Origin of the sequence: Nonomuraea sp. NPDC050783 (assembly GCF_040802095.1) — a bacterium.
GTDB lineage: Bacteria > Actinomycetota > Actinomycetes > Streptosporangiales > Streptosporangiaceae > Nonomuraea.
The window spans coordinates 450,991-466,182 of record NZ_JBFAHK010000002.1; the positions used below are offsets into that span (position 1 = coordinate 450,991).

13 protein-coding genes and 1 tRNA gene are annotated in these 15,192 nt (G+C 74.8%); 9 read left to right on the plus strand and 5 right to left on the minus strand.

Annotated features, from left to right (window positions below):
* Positions 1-31 precede the first annotated feature (31 nt).
* Together AB0H75_RS06980 and AB0H75_RS06985 are read left to right on the plus strand one after the other, a co-directional pair.
* Positions 32-1,306, plus strand: coding sequence for an amylo-alpha-1,6-glucosidase (locus AB0H75_RS06980; protein ID WP_367791644.1), 1,275 nt, complete (start codon positions 32-34; stop codon positions 1,304-1,306).
* On the plus strand, positions 1,303-1,776 hold the full coding sequence (locus tag AB0H75_RS06985; RefSeq protein WP_367791647.1) for a hypothetical protein: 474 nt from the start codon (positions 1,303-1,305) through the stop codon (positions 1,774-1,776). Before AB0H75_RS06980 ends, AB0H75_RS06985 begins: the two co-directional genes overlap by 4 nt.
* A gap of 197 nt (positions 1,777-1,973) precedes the next feature.
* Here the strand turns inward: AB0H75_RS06985 and AB0H75_RS06990 are convergent, their stop codons facing one another.
* On the minus strand, positions 1,974-2,306 hold the full coding sequence (locus AB0H75_RS06990) for a YtxH domain-containing protein (RefSeq protein WP_367791650.1): 333 nt from the start codon (positions 2,304-2,306) through the stop codon (positions 1,974-1,976).
* Between the two features lie 127 nt (positions 2,307-2,433).
* Between AB0H75_RS06990 and AB0H75_RS06995 the strand changes: the two genes are divergently transcribed.
* The 5 genes from AB0H75_RS06995 (at position 2,434) to AB0H75_RS07015 (ending at position 6,042) form a co-directional block, all read left to right on the plus strand.
* Positions 2,434-2,505 (plus strand) — tRNA-Asn (locus AB0H75_RS06995).
* 381 nt (positions 2,506-2,886) lie between these two features.
* Positions 2,887-3,156 (plus strand): hypothetical protein, encoded by a 270-nt coding sequence (locus AB0H75_RS07000; protein ID WP_367791653.1) that lies wholly within the window; start codon positions 2,887-2,889, stop codon positions 3,154-3,156.
* A gap of 86 nt (positions 3,157-3,242) precedes the next feature.
* Positions 3,243-3,722, plus strand: coding sequence for a hypothetical protein (locus tag AB0H75_RS07005; protein ID WP_367791656.1), 480 nt, complete (start codon positions 3,243-3,245; stop codon positions 3,720-3,722).
* A gap of 262 nt (positions 3,723-3,984) precedes the next feature.
* Positions 3,985-5,094, plus strand: coding sequence for a nitric oxide synthase oxygenase (locus tag AB0H75_RS07010; protein ID WP_367791659.1), 1,110 nt, complete (start codon positions 3,985-3,987; stop codon positions 5,092-5,094).
* A gap of 174 nt (positions 5,095-5,268) precedes the next feature.
* A complete protein-coding gene (locus AB0H75_RS07015; RefSeq protein WP_367791662.1) occupies positions 5,269-6,042 on the plus strand; it encodes an enoyl-CoA hydratase-related protein in 774 nt (257 codons plus the stop codon).
* 10 nt (positions 6,043-6,052) lie between these two features.
* Here the strand turns inward: AB0H75_RS07015 and galK are convergent, their stop codons facing one another.
* Complete coding sequence (gene galK, locus AB0H75_RS07020; protein ID WP_367791665.1) at positions 6,053-7,165, minus strand: galactokinase; 1,113 nt, start codon at positions 7,163-7,165, stop codon at positions 6,053-6,055.
* A gap of 43 nt (positions 7,166-7,208) precedes the next feature.
* Here galK and AB0H75_RS07025 point away from each other — a divergent pair, with 43 nt between their 5' ends.
* A complete protein-coding gene (locus AB0H75_RS07025; protein ID WP_367791668.1) occupies positions 7,209-8,000 on the plus strand; it encodes a 1-aminocyclopropane-1-carboxylate deaminase/D-cysteine desulfhydrase in 792 nt (263 codons plus the stop codon).
* A 16-nt stretch (positions 8,001-8,016) separates the two neighbouring features.
* On the opposite strand, the gene AB0H75_RS07030 is transcribed toward AB0H75_RS07025, so the two are convergent.
* The 3 genes from AB0H75_RS07030 to AB0H75_RS07040 form a co-directional block, all read right to left on the minus strand.
* Positions 8,017-8,688, minus strand: coding sequence for a DUF6766 family protein (locus AB0H75_RS07030; protein WP_367791671.1), 672 nt, complete (start codon positions 8,686-8,688; stop codon positions 8,017-8,019).
* 79 nt (positions 8,689-8,767) lie between these two features.
* A complete protein-coding gene (locus AB0H75_RS07035; protein WP_367791674.1) occupies positions 8,768-9,154 on the minus strand; it encodes a hypothetical protein in 387 nt (128 codons plus the stop codon).
* Positions 9,155-9,223: 69 nt separating this feature from the next.
* Positions 9,224-9,772: a hypothetical protein gene (locus tag AB0H75_RS07040; protein ID WP_367791677.1), complete on the minus strand. Its 549-nt coding sequence runs from the start codon at positions 9,770-9,772 to the stop codon at positions 9,224-9,226.
* 122 nt (positions 9,773-9,894) lie between these two features.
* Here AB0H75_RS07040 and AB0H75_RS07045 point away from each other — a divergent pair, with 122 nt between their 5' ends.
* Positions 9,895-15,186, plus strand: a complete 5,292-nt coding sequence (locus tag AB0H75_RS07045) for a tetratricopeptide repeat protein (protein WP_367791680.1) — start codon at positions 9,895-9,897, stop codon at positions 15,184-15,186.
* Positions 15,187-15,192: the final 6 nt, after the last annotated feature.

Below are 15,192 nucleotides of genomic sequence, written 5' to 3' on the forward strand. Positions count from 1 at the left end.
GTCCGAGAGGATCCGCAGTCATAGTTGGATGATGGAGGCGCGGCCCGCGGTCGACGATGCCGCGCTCGGGCGCGAGGCGTTGGCCGTGCTCGAGGCGAACTGGACGGGCTCTGGCACCGTGCCCGCACCGGGGCTCTATCCCCACCAGTGGAGCTGGGACTCCGCGTTCGTCGTCATCGGTCTGGCCCGGCGCCGGCCGGACCGGGCCCGCGACGAGCTGCTGAGCCTGCTGCGCGGGCAATGGGCGACCGGCATGGTGCCGCACATCGTCTTCCACACCAGGGAGGCGTACTTCCCGGGGCCGTCGGTGTGGCGCTCGCAGGACAACGAGGCCGCGCCGCACGTGCTCACCTCGGGCCTCACCGCGCCGCCCCTGCACGGGCTGGCGCTGTGGTGGCTCTACCGGCACACCGGCGACGAGGACTTCGTCAGGAAGGCCTACCCGGCGCTGGTGGCCCAGCACGACTACCTGGCCTCGGCCCGCGACCTCGGCGGCGCCGGGCTGGCCGCCATCGTGCACCCGTGGGAGTCGGGCATGGACGACAGCCCGGCCTGGGACGAGCCGCTCAACAACCTGCCCGCCATCCGGTACGGCTACCGCGGCGTCGAGCTGGCCGAGCGCCACCCCGACAGCGACCACGACCGCTACGTCTGGCTCGCCATGCGCTACCGCGACGCCGGCTACAGCGCCGCCTACCTGCGCGAGGAGCACCCCTTCGCGGTCGAGGACCCCATGTTCAACGGCATCTGGCTGGCCTCCTGCCAGGCCATGGCCGAGCTGGCCCCGCTCGCGCACGCCGACCCCGCCCCGCACGCCGAGCAGGCCGAGCGCATCAGGCGGGCCCTGCTGGACCGCCTCTGGGACGGCTGCTTCTACGCCCGCGACCTGCGGGCCGGGAAGCTGATCAGGGTGTCCACGGTGGGCGCGTTCGGGCCGCTGCTCGACCCCGGGCTGCCGGAGGAGCAGTTACGGGCGGCCGTCGAGCTGCTGGAGTCGGCCAGGTTCATGGGCGCGACCGGCTACCCGGTGCCGAGCTGCGAGATCCGCGCGAGCCAGTTCGACCGCACCCGCTACTGGCGCGGCCCCTCCTGGGTCAACACCAACTGGCTGCTGCGCCGGGCCGCCGCCGTGCACTCCCTGGACCACCTGGCCCAGCAGCTCACCAACGGCACCCTGCGGCTGGTCAGGCAGGCCGGCTTCCGCGAGTGCTTCGACCCGTTCGACGGCAGCGGGCGCGGGTGCAGGGACTTCTCCTGGAGCGCGGCGCTCACCCTCGACCTGCTCGCCGATACCGTGGTGGCATGAAAATCTTCCGCCGCCTGCCCGCCGACGTGCGCAGGTCCCTCGATCTCCAGCCGGGGGAGCGGGTCCTGACGTTCGCCGCCTCCGACGCCGGTCACGTGGTCGCCACCAACCTCGCGCTGCTGCTGACGGACGGGACGCGGGTGCCGTACGAGGAGATCGACAAGGCGTCCTGGGACGAGCAGGGGCTCGCGGTGGTCACCATGGACGGCGTGCGGCACACCGAGCGGATCGCCGAGCCCCGCATGCTGCCCGAGACGCTCAGGGAGCGGGTCAACTCCACGATCGTGGTCAACAAGCACGTGAGCCTGCCCGGCAGGGGCGGCGTGCGCCTGGTGGCCAGGCGCCGGCCCGGCGGCGAGGTGCTCGGCTGGACCCTCGTCTTCGACGACGGCCTCGACCCCACCGACCCCGGGCTGCGCGCCCAGGCCGAACAGGCCCTGGAGGGGCTGCGGCGCAGCATGGGCGTGTGAAAGCCCACACCCCCGTGCCGCGCCCGCTACCCTCCGGGCCTGACTCCGGACCTCGGCCATCACCGGCACCCGGCCGGCGCGGGACCTCACCCGTCACCGGCACCCGGCCGGCGCGGGACCTCACCCGTCACCGGCACCCGGCCGGCGCGGGACCCCGGGCGGCCCGGGATCCCGCGGGCGCGGATCCTGGTCTCCCGTCAGTACGGGATCCCCGTCTCCGTGGCCTTCGACTCCACGCCGTCGGCCTTGACGGCGTCCTCCTCCGGCCAGCCGGTGGCACCGTCGTGCTTGTGCCCCTCCCCGCCCAGGAACGGGATCCGCTGCTGCAGCGTCCCGCCCATCTTGGACTTGGCCGTCTCGGCGTACTTGGACGCCTGCGCGCCGACCACGCCCGCGACCTCCTGGACCCGGGGATTGTCGGCGACCCGCTGAGCCGCGCGCTTGATCTGCTCGTAGCGCTCGCGGCCCGCGCGGCTGCCCAGCACGTACCCGACTGCCAGTCCAACGGCGAATGTCATTCGATATCGCATTTCGCACCTCCGCTGTCACCGGGCCTACCCCAGTTACGATGCGACACGCACTCCAGGAGTGCGCTAATCTATTCATGCGCACCGCGGAGGGGCCACAAAGCCCCATCGAGCAGCGCAAACAGCACGATCCCGCGTAGCTCAACGGCAGAGCAGCCGGCTGTTAACCGGCAGGTTATAGGTTCGAGTCCTATCGCGGGAGCTTCGCTCGTAGCGCAGGCCCCCTTCCTGGAGACAGGTCAGGGGGCCTGAGTCGTTTCCGGGGCCGGTCGGGGCGCTGGGCGTTCGTGTGCTCTGTGGCATACTTCTCCCCCGTCCTGATCCACACCTCTTCGAGGAGCCGGATGTGCGGCCTGGTTCATGGCGGGCGGCCAGCGGTGTGCTGGCGTTGTCGCCGACGATGTACTCGCCGTGCGGCTGGGCCCGGACGGAGCCCGGTCTCTGCGAGATCGGAAGCTCCGGAGCCGGGGCCGGGCTCGGTGCGCTCGCGGGGATGGTGCCCGGCGCGGGGCATGTCTCGCTCTGACTGACGGTCGCCGAGAACACGCTGCTGATCTTCGCCGTTCCCGCGCTGCTGGTGGCGTTGACAGCCAGGTGGCCCGGAGGCCGGTTCCCGCGGGTCGTGGCCGCGGTGCTGGTCGCCGGCGGCGTGGCGGGCGTCATGGCGAACGCCCTCGGCAAGGTGCTCGACAGCGACGGCTTCTTCATGCTCCTCGTCGGCCGGGGGTTCGGGGATCACGAGGTGCCGTCCGTCTGGGCCGGGCTCGCGCTCCTGGCCGCCGGTTACGCCCTGCGCCGGGCCGCCGGCCGGTACGAGGAGGATCTGGCGTTTATGGGGACCGTAGGTCGCTGAAGATCGCTTCGGGTGCCTTAAGTTCCGGTTCAGGTGCGGTGGAGGACTCTCCTGGGTGTCAGGACATCCAGCAGAAGGAGATCCCCATGTTGCAGCGGCGCCTCGCGATCGTCGGGATCGCGACCGTGCTCGGGCTGGCCGGGCTGGCCGGGAGCGCGCTGGCCGACGACGGGCCCGCCGTCGTGCGCGAGCCGGGCGGGAAGGGGCCGGTCGCGGTGCGTGCCGAGCCCGGCGAGCCCGTCCGCGCCGGTGGGCGGATGACGTGCCGGGTCGAGGGCGGCAAGGCGGTGAGGCTCCCCAAGGGCGTGAAGCCCGCCAAGGGCGAGAAGGTCTCCGGGGTCGTCAAGCTCTCCAGGGCCAAGGTCGCCGAGCTGGTCGAGGAGAAGGTCATCGATCCGGCGCAGGCCTGGGAGCTCGCCCCGGACGGCGTCACCGTCGTTCCGGCCGAGCGGGTGGTGATCGCGCTCCCGGCCCGGGAGCTGCCTCGCAGGGTCGTCGGTGAGCACCGGCGCCCCGGCCGCGCCGTCCATCTCACCTGCGTCTGGACGGAATTCTCCGCCAGGTGATCGCGCGGCCCCCGATCCCGTCCCGGCAGGCTGGGGCGGGATCGAGGGTTATTTCACGCTTTGTGACGATGTCGTGGCAGGATTTTTGGAAACTCGGGACAAGAGCGGGCCCGGCGGCGAGGATGGGGACGCCGGTCCCCGCGGGGCCGGAGCCGCGGGAAGCTGTGAAGGTGGCGAGGAGAGGGCGCCGCCGGCAGGACGTGCCGCCGTGACCCGGAAATCCGGCGGGGCGATCCGATGACGGAGAAGTGCTGATTGCCGCGTGCGTACCTGGATCAGGTCCCTCAATCCCTTCGACGCGCCCACCGACCCGCGCGAGGCGGAGCGTTTCATCAGGCTCTACCATGCCGAGAACCCGGCGGCGGGCAGCCCGTACGCCCGGCTGCGCGACATCGGGCGCGAGATCGCCCGGACGGGCACCTACACCCACACCACCGACGAGCTGACCTTCGGCGCCCGCGTGGCCTGGCGCAACAGCAGCCGCTGCATCGGCCGCCTCTACTGGCGCTCGCTGCGGGTACGCGACCGCAGGGAGGTGGAGAGCGCCGAGGGCGTGGCCCTGGAGTGCGTCGCCCACCTGCGCGAGGCCACCGGCGGCGGCCGGATCAGGCCCACGGTGACCGTCCTGCCGCCCGACACGCCCGCCCGCCGGGGCCCGCGGATCCTCAACGACCAGCTCGTCCGCTACGCCGGGCACCGCGCCGGCGACGGCCGCGTCACCGGCGACCCCAAGAACCTCTGGCTCACCGACCTGGCCAGGACCCTGGGCTGGCACGGGGGCACCGGCGGGCCGTTCGACGTGCTGCCGGTGATCATCCAGCCGGGGGCCGGGGAGCCGCTGCTCTGCAACCTCCCCGGCGACGCCGTGCTGGAGGTGCCGCTGACGCACCCCGATTACCCGTGGTTCGCCGAGCTGGGGCTGCGCTGGCACGCGGTGCCCGCCATCTCGGACATGTGCCTGGAGATCGGCGGCGTCTGCTACCCGTGCGCGCCGTTCAACGGCTGGTACATGGGCACCGAGATCGGCGCCCGCAACCTCGCCGACCACGACCGCTACGACCGGCTCAGGGAGGTCGCCGGCCGGCTGGGGCTGGACACCACCAGCGAGCGCTCGCTCTGGCGCGACCACGCGCTGGTGGAGCTGAACGTGGCGGTGCTGCACTCGTTCGAGCGGGCCGGGGTACGGATGACCGACCACCACACCGAGTCCCGGCGCTTCCTCGCGCACCTGGAGCGGGAGGAGCGGGCCGGGCGGGTCTGCCCGGCCGACTGGTCATGGATCGTGCCGCCGCTGTCGGGCAGCGTCACCCCCGTCTTCCACCGCTACTACGACACCAGCGTCCTGACCCCGGCCTTCGTCCACCACCGTTAGCCGCCGCCGCAACGTGGCGGTCTCCCCTGCCGTCAGGCCGGCCCTGAGCGGGCGCGCGGCCGGCAGCCCGCCCAGGTCGCGGACGTTGTGGCAGCCGTCCCACGCGAGGTGCCGGGAGTCCATGACGGACACGGTACTTGCCGCCACGGGACAGAACATGGTTCTGTTATGGGCATGCCGGAACTCGTGCTCTCAGCCGCCGACCAGGGCGTGCTCACGCTGACCTTCAACCGTCCCGACACGCTCAACGCCTGGACGGACGCGATGGGGCGGCGCTACTTCGACCTGCTGGAGGAGGCCGAGCGGGACCCCGCGGTGCGGGCCGTGGTGGTCACCGGCGCCGGCAGGGGGTTCTGCTCGGGGGCGGACTTCAAGACCCTCAGCGCGATCACGACCGGCTCGTACGACGAGAAGCCCGACCCGCGGCCCAACACCTTCCCCACGAGCATCGGCAAGCCGGTCATCGCGGCCGTCAACGGCGCCTGCGCCGGGCTCGGCATGGTGCACGCCCTCGTCTGCGACCTGGTCTTCACCGCCGAGGACGCCAAGTGGACCACCGCCTTCCCCCGGCGGGGCCTGATCGCCGAGTACGGCCTGTCGTGGGTGCTGCCGCGCGTCATGGGGCAGCAGCGGGCCATGGACGTGCTGCTGTCGGGGCGGGTGTTCACCGGGCGGGAGGCGTACGAGCTGGGGCTGGCCAACCGGGTGGTGCCGGGGGACGGGGTGGTGGCCGAGGCGCAGGAGTACGCCCGGGAGCTGGCCCGCCACAGCTCGCCCGCGTCCATGGCCGTGATCAAGCGGCAGGTGTGGCGGGACTGGGACGTCACGCTGGAGGAGTCCGCCAGGACGGCCGCGCAGGAGATGATCGCCTCCTTCGGCCGTCCCGACTTCGCCGAGGGGGTGGCGAGCTTCCTCGAACGCCGCCCCCCGGAGTTCCCGTCCCTGTAGGGGAGGGGCGTCAGGCGACGCGGTGGGCGCCGCGCGCCGGGGTGGCCGGCAGGAAGCGCGGCGGCTGGAAGCCGCGCTCGGCGTAGGCGGCCGAGACGGAGTCCTGGACGGACTGGAGCCGGTTGTCGGCCACCAGCGCGATGGCCGAGCCGCCGAAGCCGCCGCCGGTCATCCTGGCGCCCCTGGCCCCGCCCTTGAACGCGGCCTCGACGGCGACGTCCAGCTCGGGGGAGGACACCTCGTACTGGTCGCGCAGCGACAGGTGGGAGGCGTTGAGCAGGGCGCCGATCTCGGTGACCGCGCCGGCGCGCAGCAGGCCGATCAGTGCCTCCACGCGGTGGTTCTCGGTGACGACGTGCATCGTGCGCTTGCGCTCGGCCCCGGACAGCCGCTCCAGGGCGGCGTTGAGGTCGGTGACGTCGCGCAGCGACGGGACGCCGAGCGTGCGGGCGGCCGACTCGCACTCGGCGCGCCGCTTGGCGTACTCGCCGCCCGCGTGCTCGTGGTGGACCTGGGTGTCGATGATGAGGATGCTGAGCCCGTGGGCGGCCAGGTCGAGCGGGATGGAGCGGGAGGCGAGCGAGCGGCAGTCGAGGAACAGGGCGTGGCCCTCCTCGCACAGCGCGGAGGCGGCCTGGTCCATGATGCCGCAGGGCATGCCGACGAAGTCGTTCTCCGCCTTCTGGCCGAGCAGGGCCAGCTCCATGGGCGTCAGGCCGAGCTGGTGGAGGTCGTTGAGCGCGGCGGCGACGGAGACCTCCAGCGCGGCGCTGGAGCTGAGCCCCGCGCCCTGCGGGACGTCGCCGTCGACGGCGATGTCGGCGCCGGCCACGCGGTCGCCGAGCATCTCCACGACGCCGACGACGTAGCGGGCCCAGCCCTTGGCCTCCTCGTGGGTGGCCAGCGTGAGCGGCTCGCCGGAGGACTGGAGGGACAGCAGGCGGATGGTGCCGTCGGCGCGCGGGCTGACCGCCGCGTTCACGCCCCAGGGCACCGCGAACGGCAGTACGAAGCCGTCGTTGTAGTCGGTGTGCTCGCCGATCAGGTTCACCCGGCCCGGCGCGTGCCAGACGGTCTGCGGATCCGCGCCGAAGGCGGCGCGGAAAGCTTCAACAACGCGCATAATCCAACACTCCTCAACAAAGGCCCGACCGTAGACTAGCGCCATGGAGGAGCTCCTGGACCCAGGGCTCGGCCGGGTCCGGGTGTTCCTGATGCACGACGACAACAAGCCGCGCAAGCTCAAGCACAACCTGGGCTCGCGCCGGATCCTCGCCTTCGGCGGCGCGTACTCCAATCTCATCAGGGCGGTGGCCGAGGCCGGACGGCGACACGGCATCGAGACCGTCGGCGTCATCCGGGGCGAGGAGCACCTGCCGCTCAACCCGGTGCTCGCCCGCGCCGCCGCCTGCGGCATGACGCTCACCTACCTCGACCGGGCGACCTACCGGCGCAAGCACACCGAGGAGGTGCGGGCGGCGCTGCGCGCGCGGTGGGGCGAGGACGTCACGATCCTGCCCGAGGGCGGCAGCAACGCGGCGGCCGTGCGCGGCTGCGCCGAGCTGCCGGGCGAGATCGGCGTCCCGTACGACGTGGTCTGCTGCCCGGTCGGCACCGGCGGGACGCTCGCCGGGATCGCGGCCGGGCTGCCCGAGGGCAGGCGGGCGCTGGGGTTCGCGGTGCTCAAGGGCGCCGGGTTCCTGGCCGGGGAGGTGGCCAGGCTGCAGCGGGAGGCGTACGGGCGGACGTGGGACAACTGGTCGATCGACCTCGACCACCACTTCGGCGGCTACGCGCGCACGACGCCGGAGCTGGAGGAGTTCGCCGCGCGGCACGGGGTCGAGCGGATCTACGTGGCCAAGATGCTCCTCGGCGTCGTCGGCCTGGCCCGGCGGGGGGCCTTCGAGCCGGGCACGCGCATCGTCGCCGTGGTGACCGGTCAGCCGCCGCCGTGGTGACCGGCCGGCCCGTCGCTCAGCTCTCGACGCCGGTGGCCGCGTGCGGGGCGCCGACCGGCTTGGACTCGGGCGAGCCCCGCTGGCGCAGGTAGATCGACAGCACCACCATCGACAACACGGCCAGCAGCTCGGACTGCCAGTTCTGCAGGCTGCGGTTCCAGAACTCCGGCGAGGTCACGTACGCGCCCCACGACACCGGGTCGCGCAGGTCGCCGAGGCGCTCGGAGTTGTAGGCGGCCTGCCCGGCGACCGACTGGGCCAGCCACGACAGCGCGAAGATGACGCCCATCACCAAGCCGAGGGAGTTGCTGAACAACCACAGCCGCAGCCCCCCGGTCCTGGCCCAGGCGGGCGAGGTGGCCTTGGCGTGCGGGCCGATCTGCTGCTGGGCGTCGGACTCGGCGCCGGCGTCGTCGAGGGCCTTGGACTCGGTGGAGCCCTTCTGGACCAGCCAGATGGTGAACATGATGTAGAGGAAGAACTGCAGGTACTCCGACTGCCAGTTCTCCGCCACGTTCACGGCGAACTCCGAGGAGGCCACGTACTGCCACACGGAGACCGTCGGCTCGCCCAGGACCCGCTGCTGGTCGTTGAAGTAGAGCGTCCCGGAGATCGCCTGCCCGGCGAGGGCCAGCAGGAACATCACCAGGAAGGCCAGAGAGAGGGAGTTCTCCTTGATCCACTTCATAGTCTCGACCACCCCATGGCGAAGAACCAGGCGAGCCCGACCACGATCAGCACCGTGGTGATCGCGAACATGACCCGCATCAGTCCTCCACCTCGCACTCGTAGGGCAGGTCGCGCACCGGCTCGCAGCCGGCCGCCCTGACCCGCCACCCGTTCTGGAAGCGGTGCAGGAAGAGGGTGTCGCCGGACAGCCGCACCTGGGCGTCCTCGCCCCAGACGCTCACGGCGGTGACGGCGCCGCCCGCGCCCAGCTTCAGCTCGTGCAGCGCCTGCGCGCACGTCTGGCCGGGGTGGGGCAGCTTGCCGGCGGTCTTCGGGGCGAGCATCCCGCACGCGGCATCGTCCTGGCCCGCGGCGAGCGCGGCGTGGAACCGCTCGGCCGCCCGCGCGGGGGCGGCCGTGTCCACGGCGCAGCCGGCCAGGGCCAGCGCTGTCGCCAGCGCCGGCACGATGAGCAGGATTCGCATGGGACGAGTGCTACCCCGTCGTTGATCGAAAATGCTGTCGCCGCCGGAACCGGTCATGGCCGTGACCGGTCAGGGCCCCAGCTGGTCCAGGACGGGGCTGACCAGTGCGTCGAGCTCGCGGGCGAGCACCGTGACCGCGCGGTCGGCGCGCTGCTCGACCTCGTCGTAGGGGCCCTCTGGCTCCGGCGGCAGGTCGTCGAGCGGCAGCGGCGCCTCCACCAGCAGCATGGCCCGCAGGAACGGGATGCGGGCGAGGTCCTGCTGGGACGGCTCGACGTACTGGCCGAAGGTGCGCTGCCAGCCCAGCCAGCCGCGGTCGCGCCACCAGGCCCGCGAGCGGGTCAGCTCCTCCGGCAGCGGCGAGGCCAGCCGCACCCGCGCGTACAGCGTTCCGTCCCAGGTGTTGCGGTGGCAGGTCGCCTCCAGCACGCGGTGGTCCCACCGCACGTAGCCGGGGGTGAGCGAGGGCGGCGTGGCCAGCTGCCACGCGGTGCACGCGAACCTGACGGGGGCGATGTCCCCCCACTCGAACTCGTCCAGGTTCTTGCGCACGTGGACGGCGTAACGCCCGTCGCGATCCCTGTCGAAGTCCTGGTCGATCCAGAACGCCTTGGCCATGGCATCCACGCTACGGCGCGCACGCCCGCCCGGAGGCGCGGACCGGGAATCTCGGTTTGCGCTGTGACGCATGGGACAGATGTGTAGCTTTTTCGCATCATTGAATGACCTTGGGGTGAGGAATGGCGTCAGAGCAGCTCGACGCGGCGATGAACTGCTGGAAAGCGGGAGAGCTCGACCAGGCCGCGACGCTGTTCAGGCAGATCGCGGCCACGGGCGACCCGGAGGCGTCCCACCTGCTGGCCGGACTGCTGCAGGAGCAGGGGGACCTCGACGGCGCCGAGGCCGCGCACCGGGCGGTCATCCTGTCCGGCGATCCGGTGTTCGGGCAGCGCTCGGCCATGGCCATGGGCATGATGCTGATCGCCGCCAAGGAGTGGCCGGCCGCCCACCGGGTGCTGACGATCGCCTCGGACGGCGCCGACTTCGAGGTGGCCGCCCTCGCCGACACGGCGCTGGTGCTGGTCTGCACGCAGCTCGGCGACGCGCCCGGCGCGGAGCGGGCGCTGGAACGGGCCCGCCGCTGCGACAGCGCCGCCGTGGCCGAGCTGGCCGCCCGGCTGGAGCTGCCCGACTTCGACCAGGACCCCGCCTCCGCCCGCGCCCGCTACGCCGCCGCCGAGGACGAGGACGACCTGCGTGCCCTGCTCACCTGCGGCGACCCCGAAGTGGTGGCGCTCGCGGCGTTCCGGCTCCACCGGCTGCACACCGAGGCGGGCGACCACGCCGCGGCCCGCGCCGTCTGCGAGCACGCCATCGCCGTCGGCCACCCCGACCACCTGGCCACCGCCCACCACCTGCTCGGCGCCGCCCTGGCGAGCCTGGGCGAGTACGCCGAGGCCGCCGCCGCGTACCGGATCGCCGCCGAGGACCCCCGCCCCGACGTGCGGCTGCCGTCGCTCATCGAGCTGGCCACGGTCACCGCCCAGCTCGGCGGCCAGGACGAGACCGAGGCGGTCCTGCGCCGGGTGGTCGCCAGCGGCCACCCCGAGTACGCCGTGCGGGCCCAGGCGTGCCTGGCCCGCACGCGCGCCGAGGCCGGCGACACCGCCGGCGCGCTGGCCGCCGCGCGGGCGGTGCTGGAGGCGGGGGAGAACGAGTGGGCCGCGTTCTGCGTCACGCTGCTCGGGACGCTGCTCGACCGGGGGCCCGGGGCGTACGCGGAGGTCATGGAGCTGGCGCGGCTCGCCGCCGGGCATCCCGACCCGGACGCCGCGTTCAAGGCGCGGCTGCTGCTCGACCGCGACGACCGGCGGCGTCCGCTCGCCGACCCGGTGGCCGAGCGGGCCGCCCAGGACGTGGACGCGGCGCTCGGCCTGCTGCGCGGCGGCGACCTGGCCGGCGCCAGGCGGCTGCTGCGCCGGGCCGCCGACTCCGGGGCCGGTCCGCAGGCCGTGCGGGCCATGGTGGCGCTGGCCGAGCTGGAGCTGGGCGAGGGCGACCGGGAGCAGGCCGACGAGCTGCTGGCGTACGTGGCCGAGGGCGACGACCTCGGCCAGGGCCTCACCGCCTGCCTCCTCCTGCACCTGCTGCGCGGCTGCGCCGGCCGCGAGCCGCACCCGGTGCTGCGGGCCGTGGCCGAGCACCGCCGGCTCGGGCGGGAGGAGGGGCCGGCCCGCCACCGCGCCGTCGCCGGGCACCCCGACCCGGCCGTGGCGGCGCTCGGCTCGGCCGTGCTCGCCCAGGTGCTGGCCGCCTCCGGGTTCCCGCCGGCGGAGACGTCCCGGCTGCTGGAGCGGGCGGCGGGGGCCGGGGAGCCGCTGGCCCTGTCGTACGCGGCGGCGCTGGCCAGGGAGCTGCTGCCGGAGCGGGAGCAGGCCGTGGCCCTGTTGCGGCGGGCCCGCGACGAGGGGCACCCGGTGCTCGCCCCGTGGGTGGGGTACCGGCTCGGCACGCTGGTGGAGGAGAGCGATCCGGGGGAGGCGCGGGCGGCGTACGCGATGGCCCTGGACAGCCCGCACCGCGGGCTGCGCGCCGAGGCGGCCGGGTCGCTGGGCGCGCTGTACGAGCGGCAGGGCGACCTGGTCGCCGCCGCCCGCCTGCACGAGCTGCGCCTGGCGCGGGAGGACGGCGAGGAGGCGGCCCGCGCCGCGTGGCTGCTGGGGCTGACCCGGATGCGGCTGGACGACCCGGACGGGGCGCGGGCGGCGTTCGGACGGGCGACCGGCGAGCCCGCGGCGCTCGGCCGCTTCGCCCGTACCCTGCTGGACGGCGACCTCGCCGGCGCCGCCACGGCCCTCGCCGAGGTGCCGGGGGACGGCAACGCGCTGCTGGCCGGGCTGCTCGCCCTGGAGAGCGCGCACTGCCGGTGGCGGCGCGGCGACCTCGGGGCCGCCGAGGACGTCCTGTCCCTGGCGGCCGGGTCGGGGCACCCGGCCTTCCGCCAGGAAGCCTGGCGGCACCTCGGCACGCTGCGCGAGGAGACCGGGGACCTGGAAGGCGCGCTCGCCGCCTGGGAACAGGCCGCCAAGGACACGAACGGGACGGAAACCGCCCCCACCCGGAACCGGCCGGGGACCGCGCCGGTTGGGGACGGGGCGGAGGCCGTGCTGGCGCTGGACGGTCTCGCTCGCGTCCTGCTGCGTCTCGGCCGGGCCGGCGAGGCCGCCGACGCCTGCCGGCGCGCGCTCGCCCTCGACGGCGACCCCCGCCCCGGCACGACGGCGCTGCTGGCCGAAGCCCTGGTGGAGGCCGGCGACCCGGACGCGGCCCGGAAGCTGCTGGAAGAGGCGCCCAGCGCGGAGCTCAGGCTCCGCCTGGCGACGGCCCTGCGCGACCACGGCGACCCTCACGCCGCCCTCGCCACCCTCACCGCCCTCGCCGGCAGCAAGGAGAGCGCCCACCCCCACCACCCCTCCGAGAACCCGGAGCCCGGCGAGGCGCCGCGCCGGCGCCGGCGTCCGGACGGGACGGGGAGCCGGGAGGCGCGGTTGCTCGGAGAGTTGCTGGCCGAGACCGGGGACATGGCCGGGGCGGAGGCGGCGTTCGAGCGGGCCGTGGCCGCCGATCCCGCGACGGCCGCCCGTACGCTGCTGACCGCCGCCCGGCTCGCCGCCCGGGCCGGGCACGCGGAGTACGCCCGCACCGCCTGGGAACGCGCCGCCACGCAGGACGACGACCCGTGGGCCGCCGCCGTGGCCAGAACCCAGCTCGGAACAGCAACAGCCGAGGACCAGACCCGGGCGACGCCCGAGAAGCGGGGCCGGGTGCCGGCCGCCGACGGCGGTCGCCTCACCGCGCTCGTCGAGGTCACCGGCTCGGCCACGGCGGCCGAGCTGGTGCTGGCGCTCGACGGCGGCGACGTGCCCGCCGCCCGCCGCCTGCTGGCCGCCCTCACCGGCGGCGACCGGCGTGACGGCCTGCTGCGGACCCTCGACGCGGCCGGGCGGGCGCCCGACGGGACGGCCGCCAGAAGGCTGTACCGGCTGGTGGTCGAGATGGGCGACCCGGAGACGGCCGCGCGGGCGTCCCTGGCGATGGGCGCGAGCTGGGCCCAGGACGGCCACCCCGGCCGCGCCGAGCTGTGCCTCCTGCCCGCCACCGGGCACCCGGCCACGGCCCCGGACGCCTGGCGCCACCTGGCGGTCGTCCGCCGCCGCCGCGGCGACCTGGACGGCTCGGTGGAGGCCCTGCGTGCCGGGATGCCCCGTACCGCCGCGATGCTCGCCGGAACGCTGGAGGAGCGTGGCGACGCGCCCGGAGCCCGGCGGGTGCTGGCGGACGGCGCGGCGGCCGGCGACCTGGAGTGCCTGCGCCTGCTGGTCGATCACCTCATCGGCGAGCGCGACCACGAGGCCGCCGCCGAGGCCGCCGACCACGCCGTGGCCACGGGCGATCCCGAGACGGTGGCCACCGGCTACCGGGGCTGGGGGGACGCCTGCCGGGACACGGGCGACCTGCGGGGCGCGGCCCTGATGTACCGGCGGGGCATCGACGGCGGCTTCGCCCCGCTCGTCCCCGGGCTGCGCGCCAGGCTGGCCGAGGTGCTGCGCGAGCTGGGCGACCGGGCGGGCGCGTACGAGCAGGCGCGGGCCGCGGCGGCGGCCGGGCAGCCGGAGGCCGCGGCGGTCGCCCACCTCCTGATCGGCCGCTGGCGGCGCGACGAGGGGGACGTGCTCGCCGCCGCCGAAGCGTTCGGGGCGGCACTCGCGGACGGCCTCGGGGACACGCCCGTCGGCGGGCTCATGAGTGGGCTCAGGGGCGGGCTCACGGGTGGGCTCACGGGTGGGGGCGCAGGGTCCGCGGCTCCGGTTGCCGAGGCGTTGGAGGGGCTGGGGGCACTGGCGCGGCAGGAGTTCGAGCGTGGTGCGCACGACGCCACGGCCCGCGTACTGGACCTGATGGGAGAGGCGGGGGCGGCGCTCGCCCGCGAGCTGGGTGAGGAGTGCGCCGACCCGGCGGCCGTGCGGGCGTACTTCGCCCGCTCCGGGCAGGGCCCGTTCGCCGAGCTGATGGCCGCTGACCGGCTGGCGGCCCTGGGGGAGCGGGCCGAGGCGCGGGCGATCCTCGACCGGCTCGGCGCGCACGACGACCCCGAGGTACGCTCCGCCGCCACGGCCCGCCTGCTGGACCTGCTGGACGGCGACCGCGACGGCGAGGGCGGGGCCGAGGCCGGGACCGGAACTCCGGCCATGGGCGTGCCCGGCAGATCGCGGGACGGCCGGGCGGAACGGGACGGTCGGGACGATCGGGACACCAGGGGCGCCCGGCGCCGCAGGGGTGGGCAAGGCGGTATGGGGGGTGAACGGGCCGAGTCGTTGCGGATGTTGCGGGAGGTGGCCGCGGACGGCACCCCCCTCGCCCTGTTCACCCTGGCCCAGACGCTGGCCGGCGCGGGCCTGCTGGAGGAGGGGCGGGCGGCGTACCTGCGGGTGGTGGAGGCGGGCGACCCGGACCTGGCCGCACGGGCGATGGTGGCGCTGGGCCGCACCTACCACGACGAGGACGCTGAGCTGGCCCGCGAGTGGTACCTGCGCGCCACCCGGGCCACGGCGGAGGCCACCGCCGCGCGGGGCGCGGGGAGCGCCGCCTGGACCGCCGACGGGCACACCGCCGCGCTGGCCGCGATGCACCTGGGGGCGCTGGCCAAGCGCGAGCGCGACTTCCCCGAGGCCCTGACCTGGTACCAGCGGGTCATCGACGCCGGCGACGCCGAGTCGGGCACGGCCGCCGCGCACCTGGGCGAGCTGTGCTACTGGCTCGGCGACCGCGACGGCGCGCTGCGCTTCTACGAGCTGACGCTCGGCCTGACCGAGCAGCCCGACCTCGTGGCCGAGGCCGCGTGCCGGCTCGGCGAGATCCGCTACGAGCGTGGCGAGGTCGCGGCGGCCCGCCGCCTGCTGCGCGCCGCCGCGGACTCCGGCGACCCGTCCTTCGCCCCGAGAGCCGGGAGCCTGCTCGCCAGACTCGGCTGAACTCTT

What these genes read in the sequence shown, in the direction of transcription:
- AB0H75_RS06980 (WP_367791644.1), top strand. Translation starts at nt 32, where the DNA reads ATGGAGGCGCGGCCCGCGGTCGACGATGCCGCGCTCGGGCGCGAGGCG.
- AB0H75_RS06985 (WP_367791647.1), top strand. Translation starts at nt 1,303, where the DNA reads ATGAAAATCTTCCGCCGCCTGCCCGCCGACGTGCGCAGGTCCCTCGAT.
- AB0H75_RS06990 (WP_367791650.1), bottom strand. Translation starts at nt 2,306, where the DNA reads ATGCGATATCGAATGACATTCGCCGTTGGACTGGCAGTCGGGTACGTG.
- AB0H75_RS07005 (WP_367791656.1), top strand. Translation starts at nt 3,243, where the DNA reads ATGTTGCAGCGGCGCCTCGCGATCGTCGGGATCGCGACCGTGCTCGGG.
- AB0H75_RS07015 (WP_367791662.1), top strand. Translation starts at nt 5,269, where the DNA reads ATGCCGGAACTCGTGCTCTCAGCCGCCGACCAGGGCGTGCTCACGCTG.
- galK (WP_367791665.1), bottom strand. Translation starts at nt 7,165, where the DNA reads ATGCGCGTTGTTGAAGCTTTCCGCGCCGCCTTCGGCGCGGATCCGCAG.
- AB0H75_RS07025 (WP_367791668.1), top strand. Translation starts at nt 7,209, where the DNA reads ATGGAGGAGCTCCTGGACCCAGGGCTCGGCCGGGTCCGGGTGTTCCTG.
- AB0H75_RS07030 (WP_367791671.1), bottom strand. Translation starts at nt 8,688, where the DNA reads ATGAAGTGGATCAAGGAGAACTCCCTCTCTCTGGCCTTCCTGGTGATG.
- AB0H75_RS07035 (WP_367791674.1), bottom strand. Translation starts at nt 9,154, where the DNA reads ATGCGAATCCTGCTCATCGTGCCGGCGCTGGCGACAGCGCTGGCCCTG.
- AB0H75_RS07040 (WP_367791677.1), bottom strand. Translation starts at nt 9,772, where the DNA reads ATGGCCAAGGCGTTCTGGATCGACCAGGACTTCGACAGGGATCGCGAC.
- AB0H75_RS07045 (WP_367791680.1), top strand. Translation starts at nt 9,895, where the DNA reads ATGGCGTCAGAGCAGCTCGACGCGGCGATGAACTGCTGGAAAGCGGGA.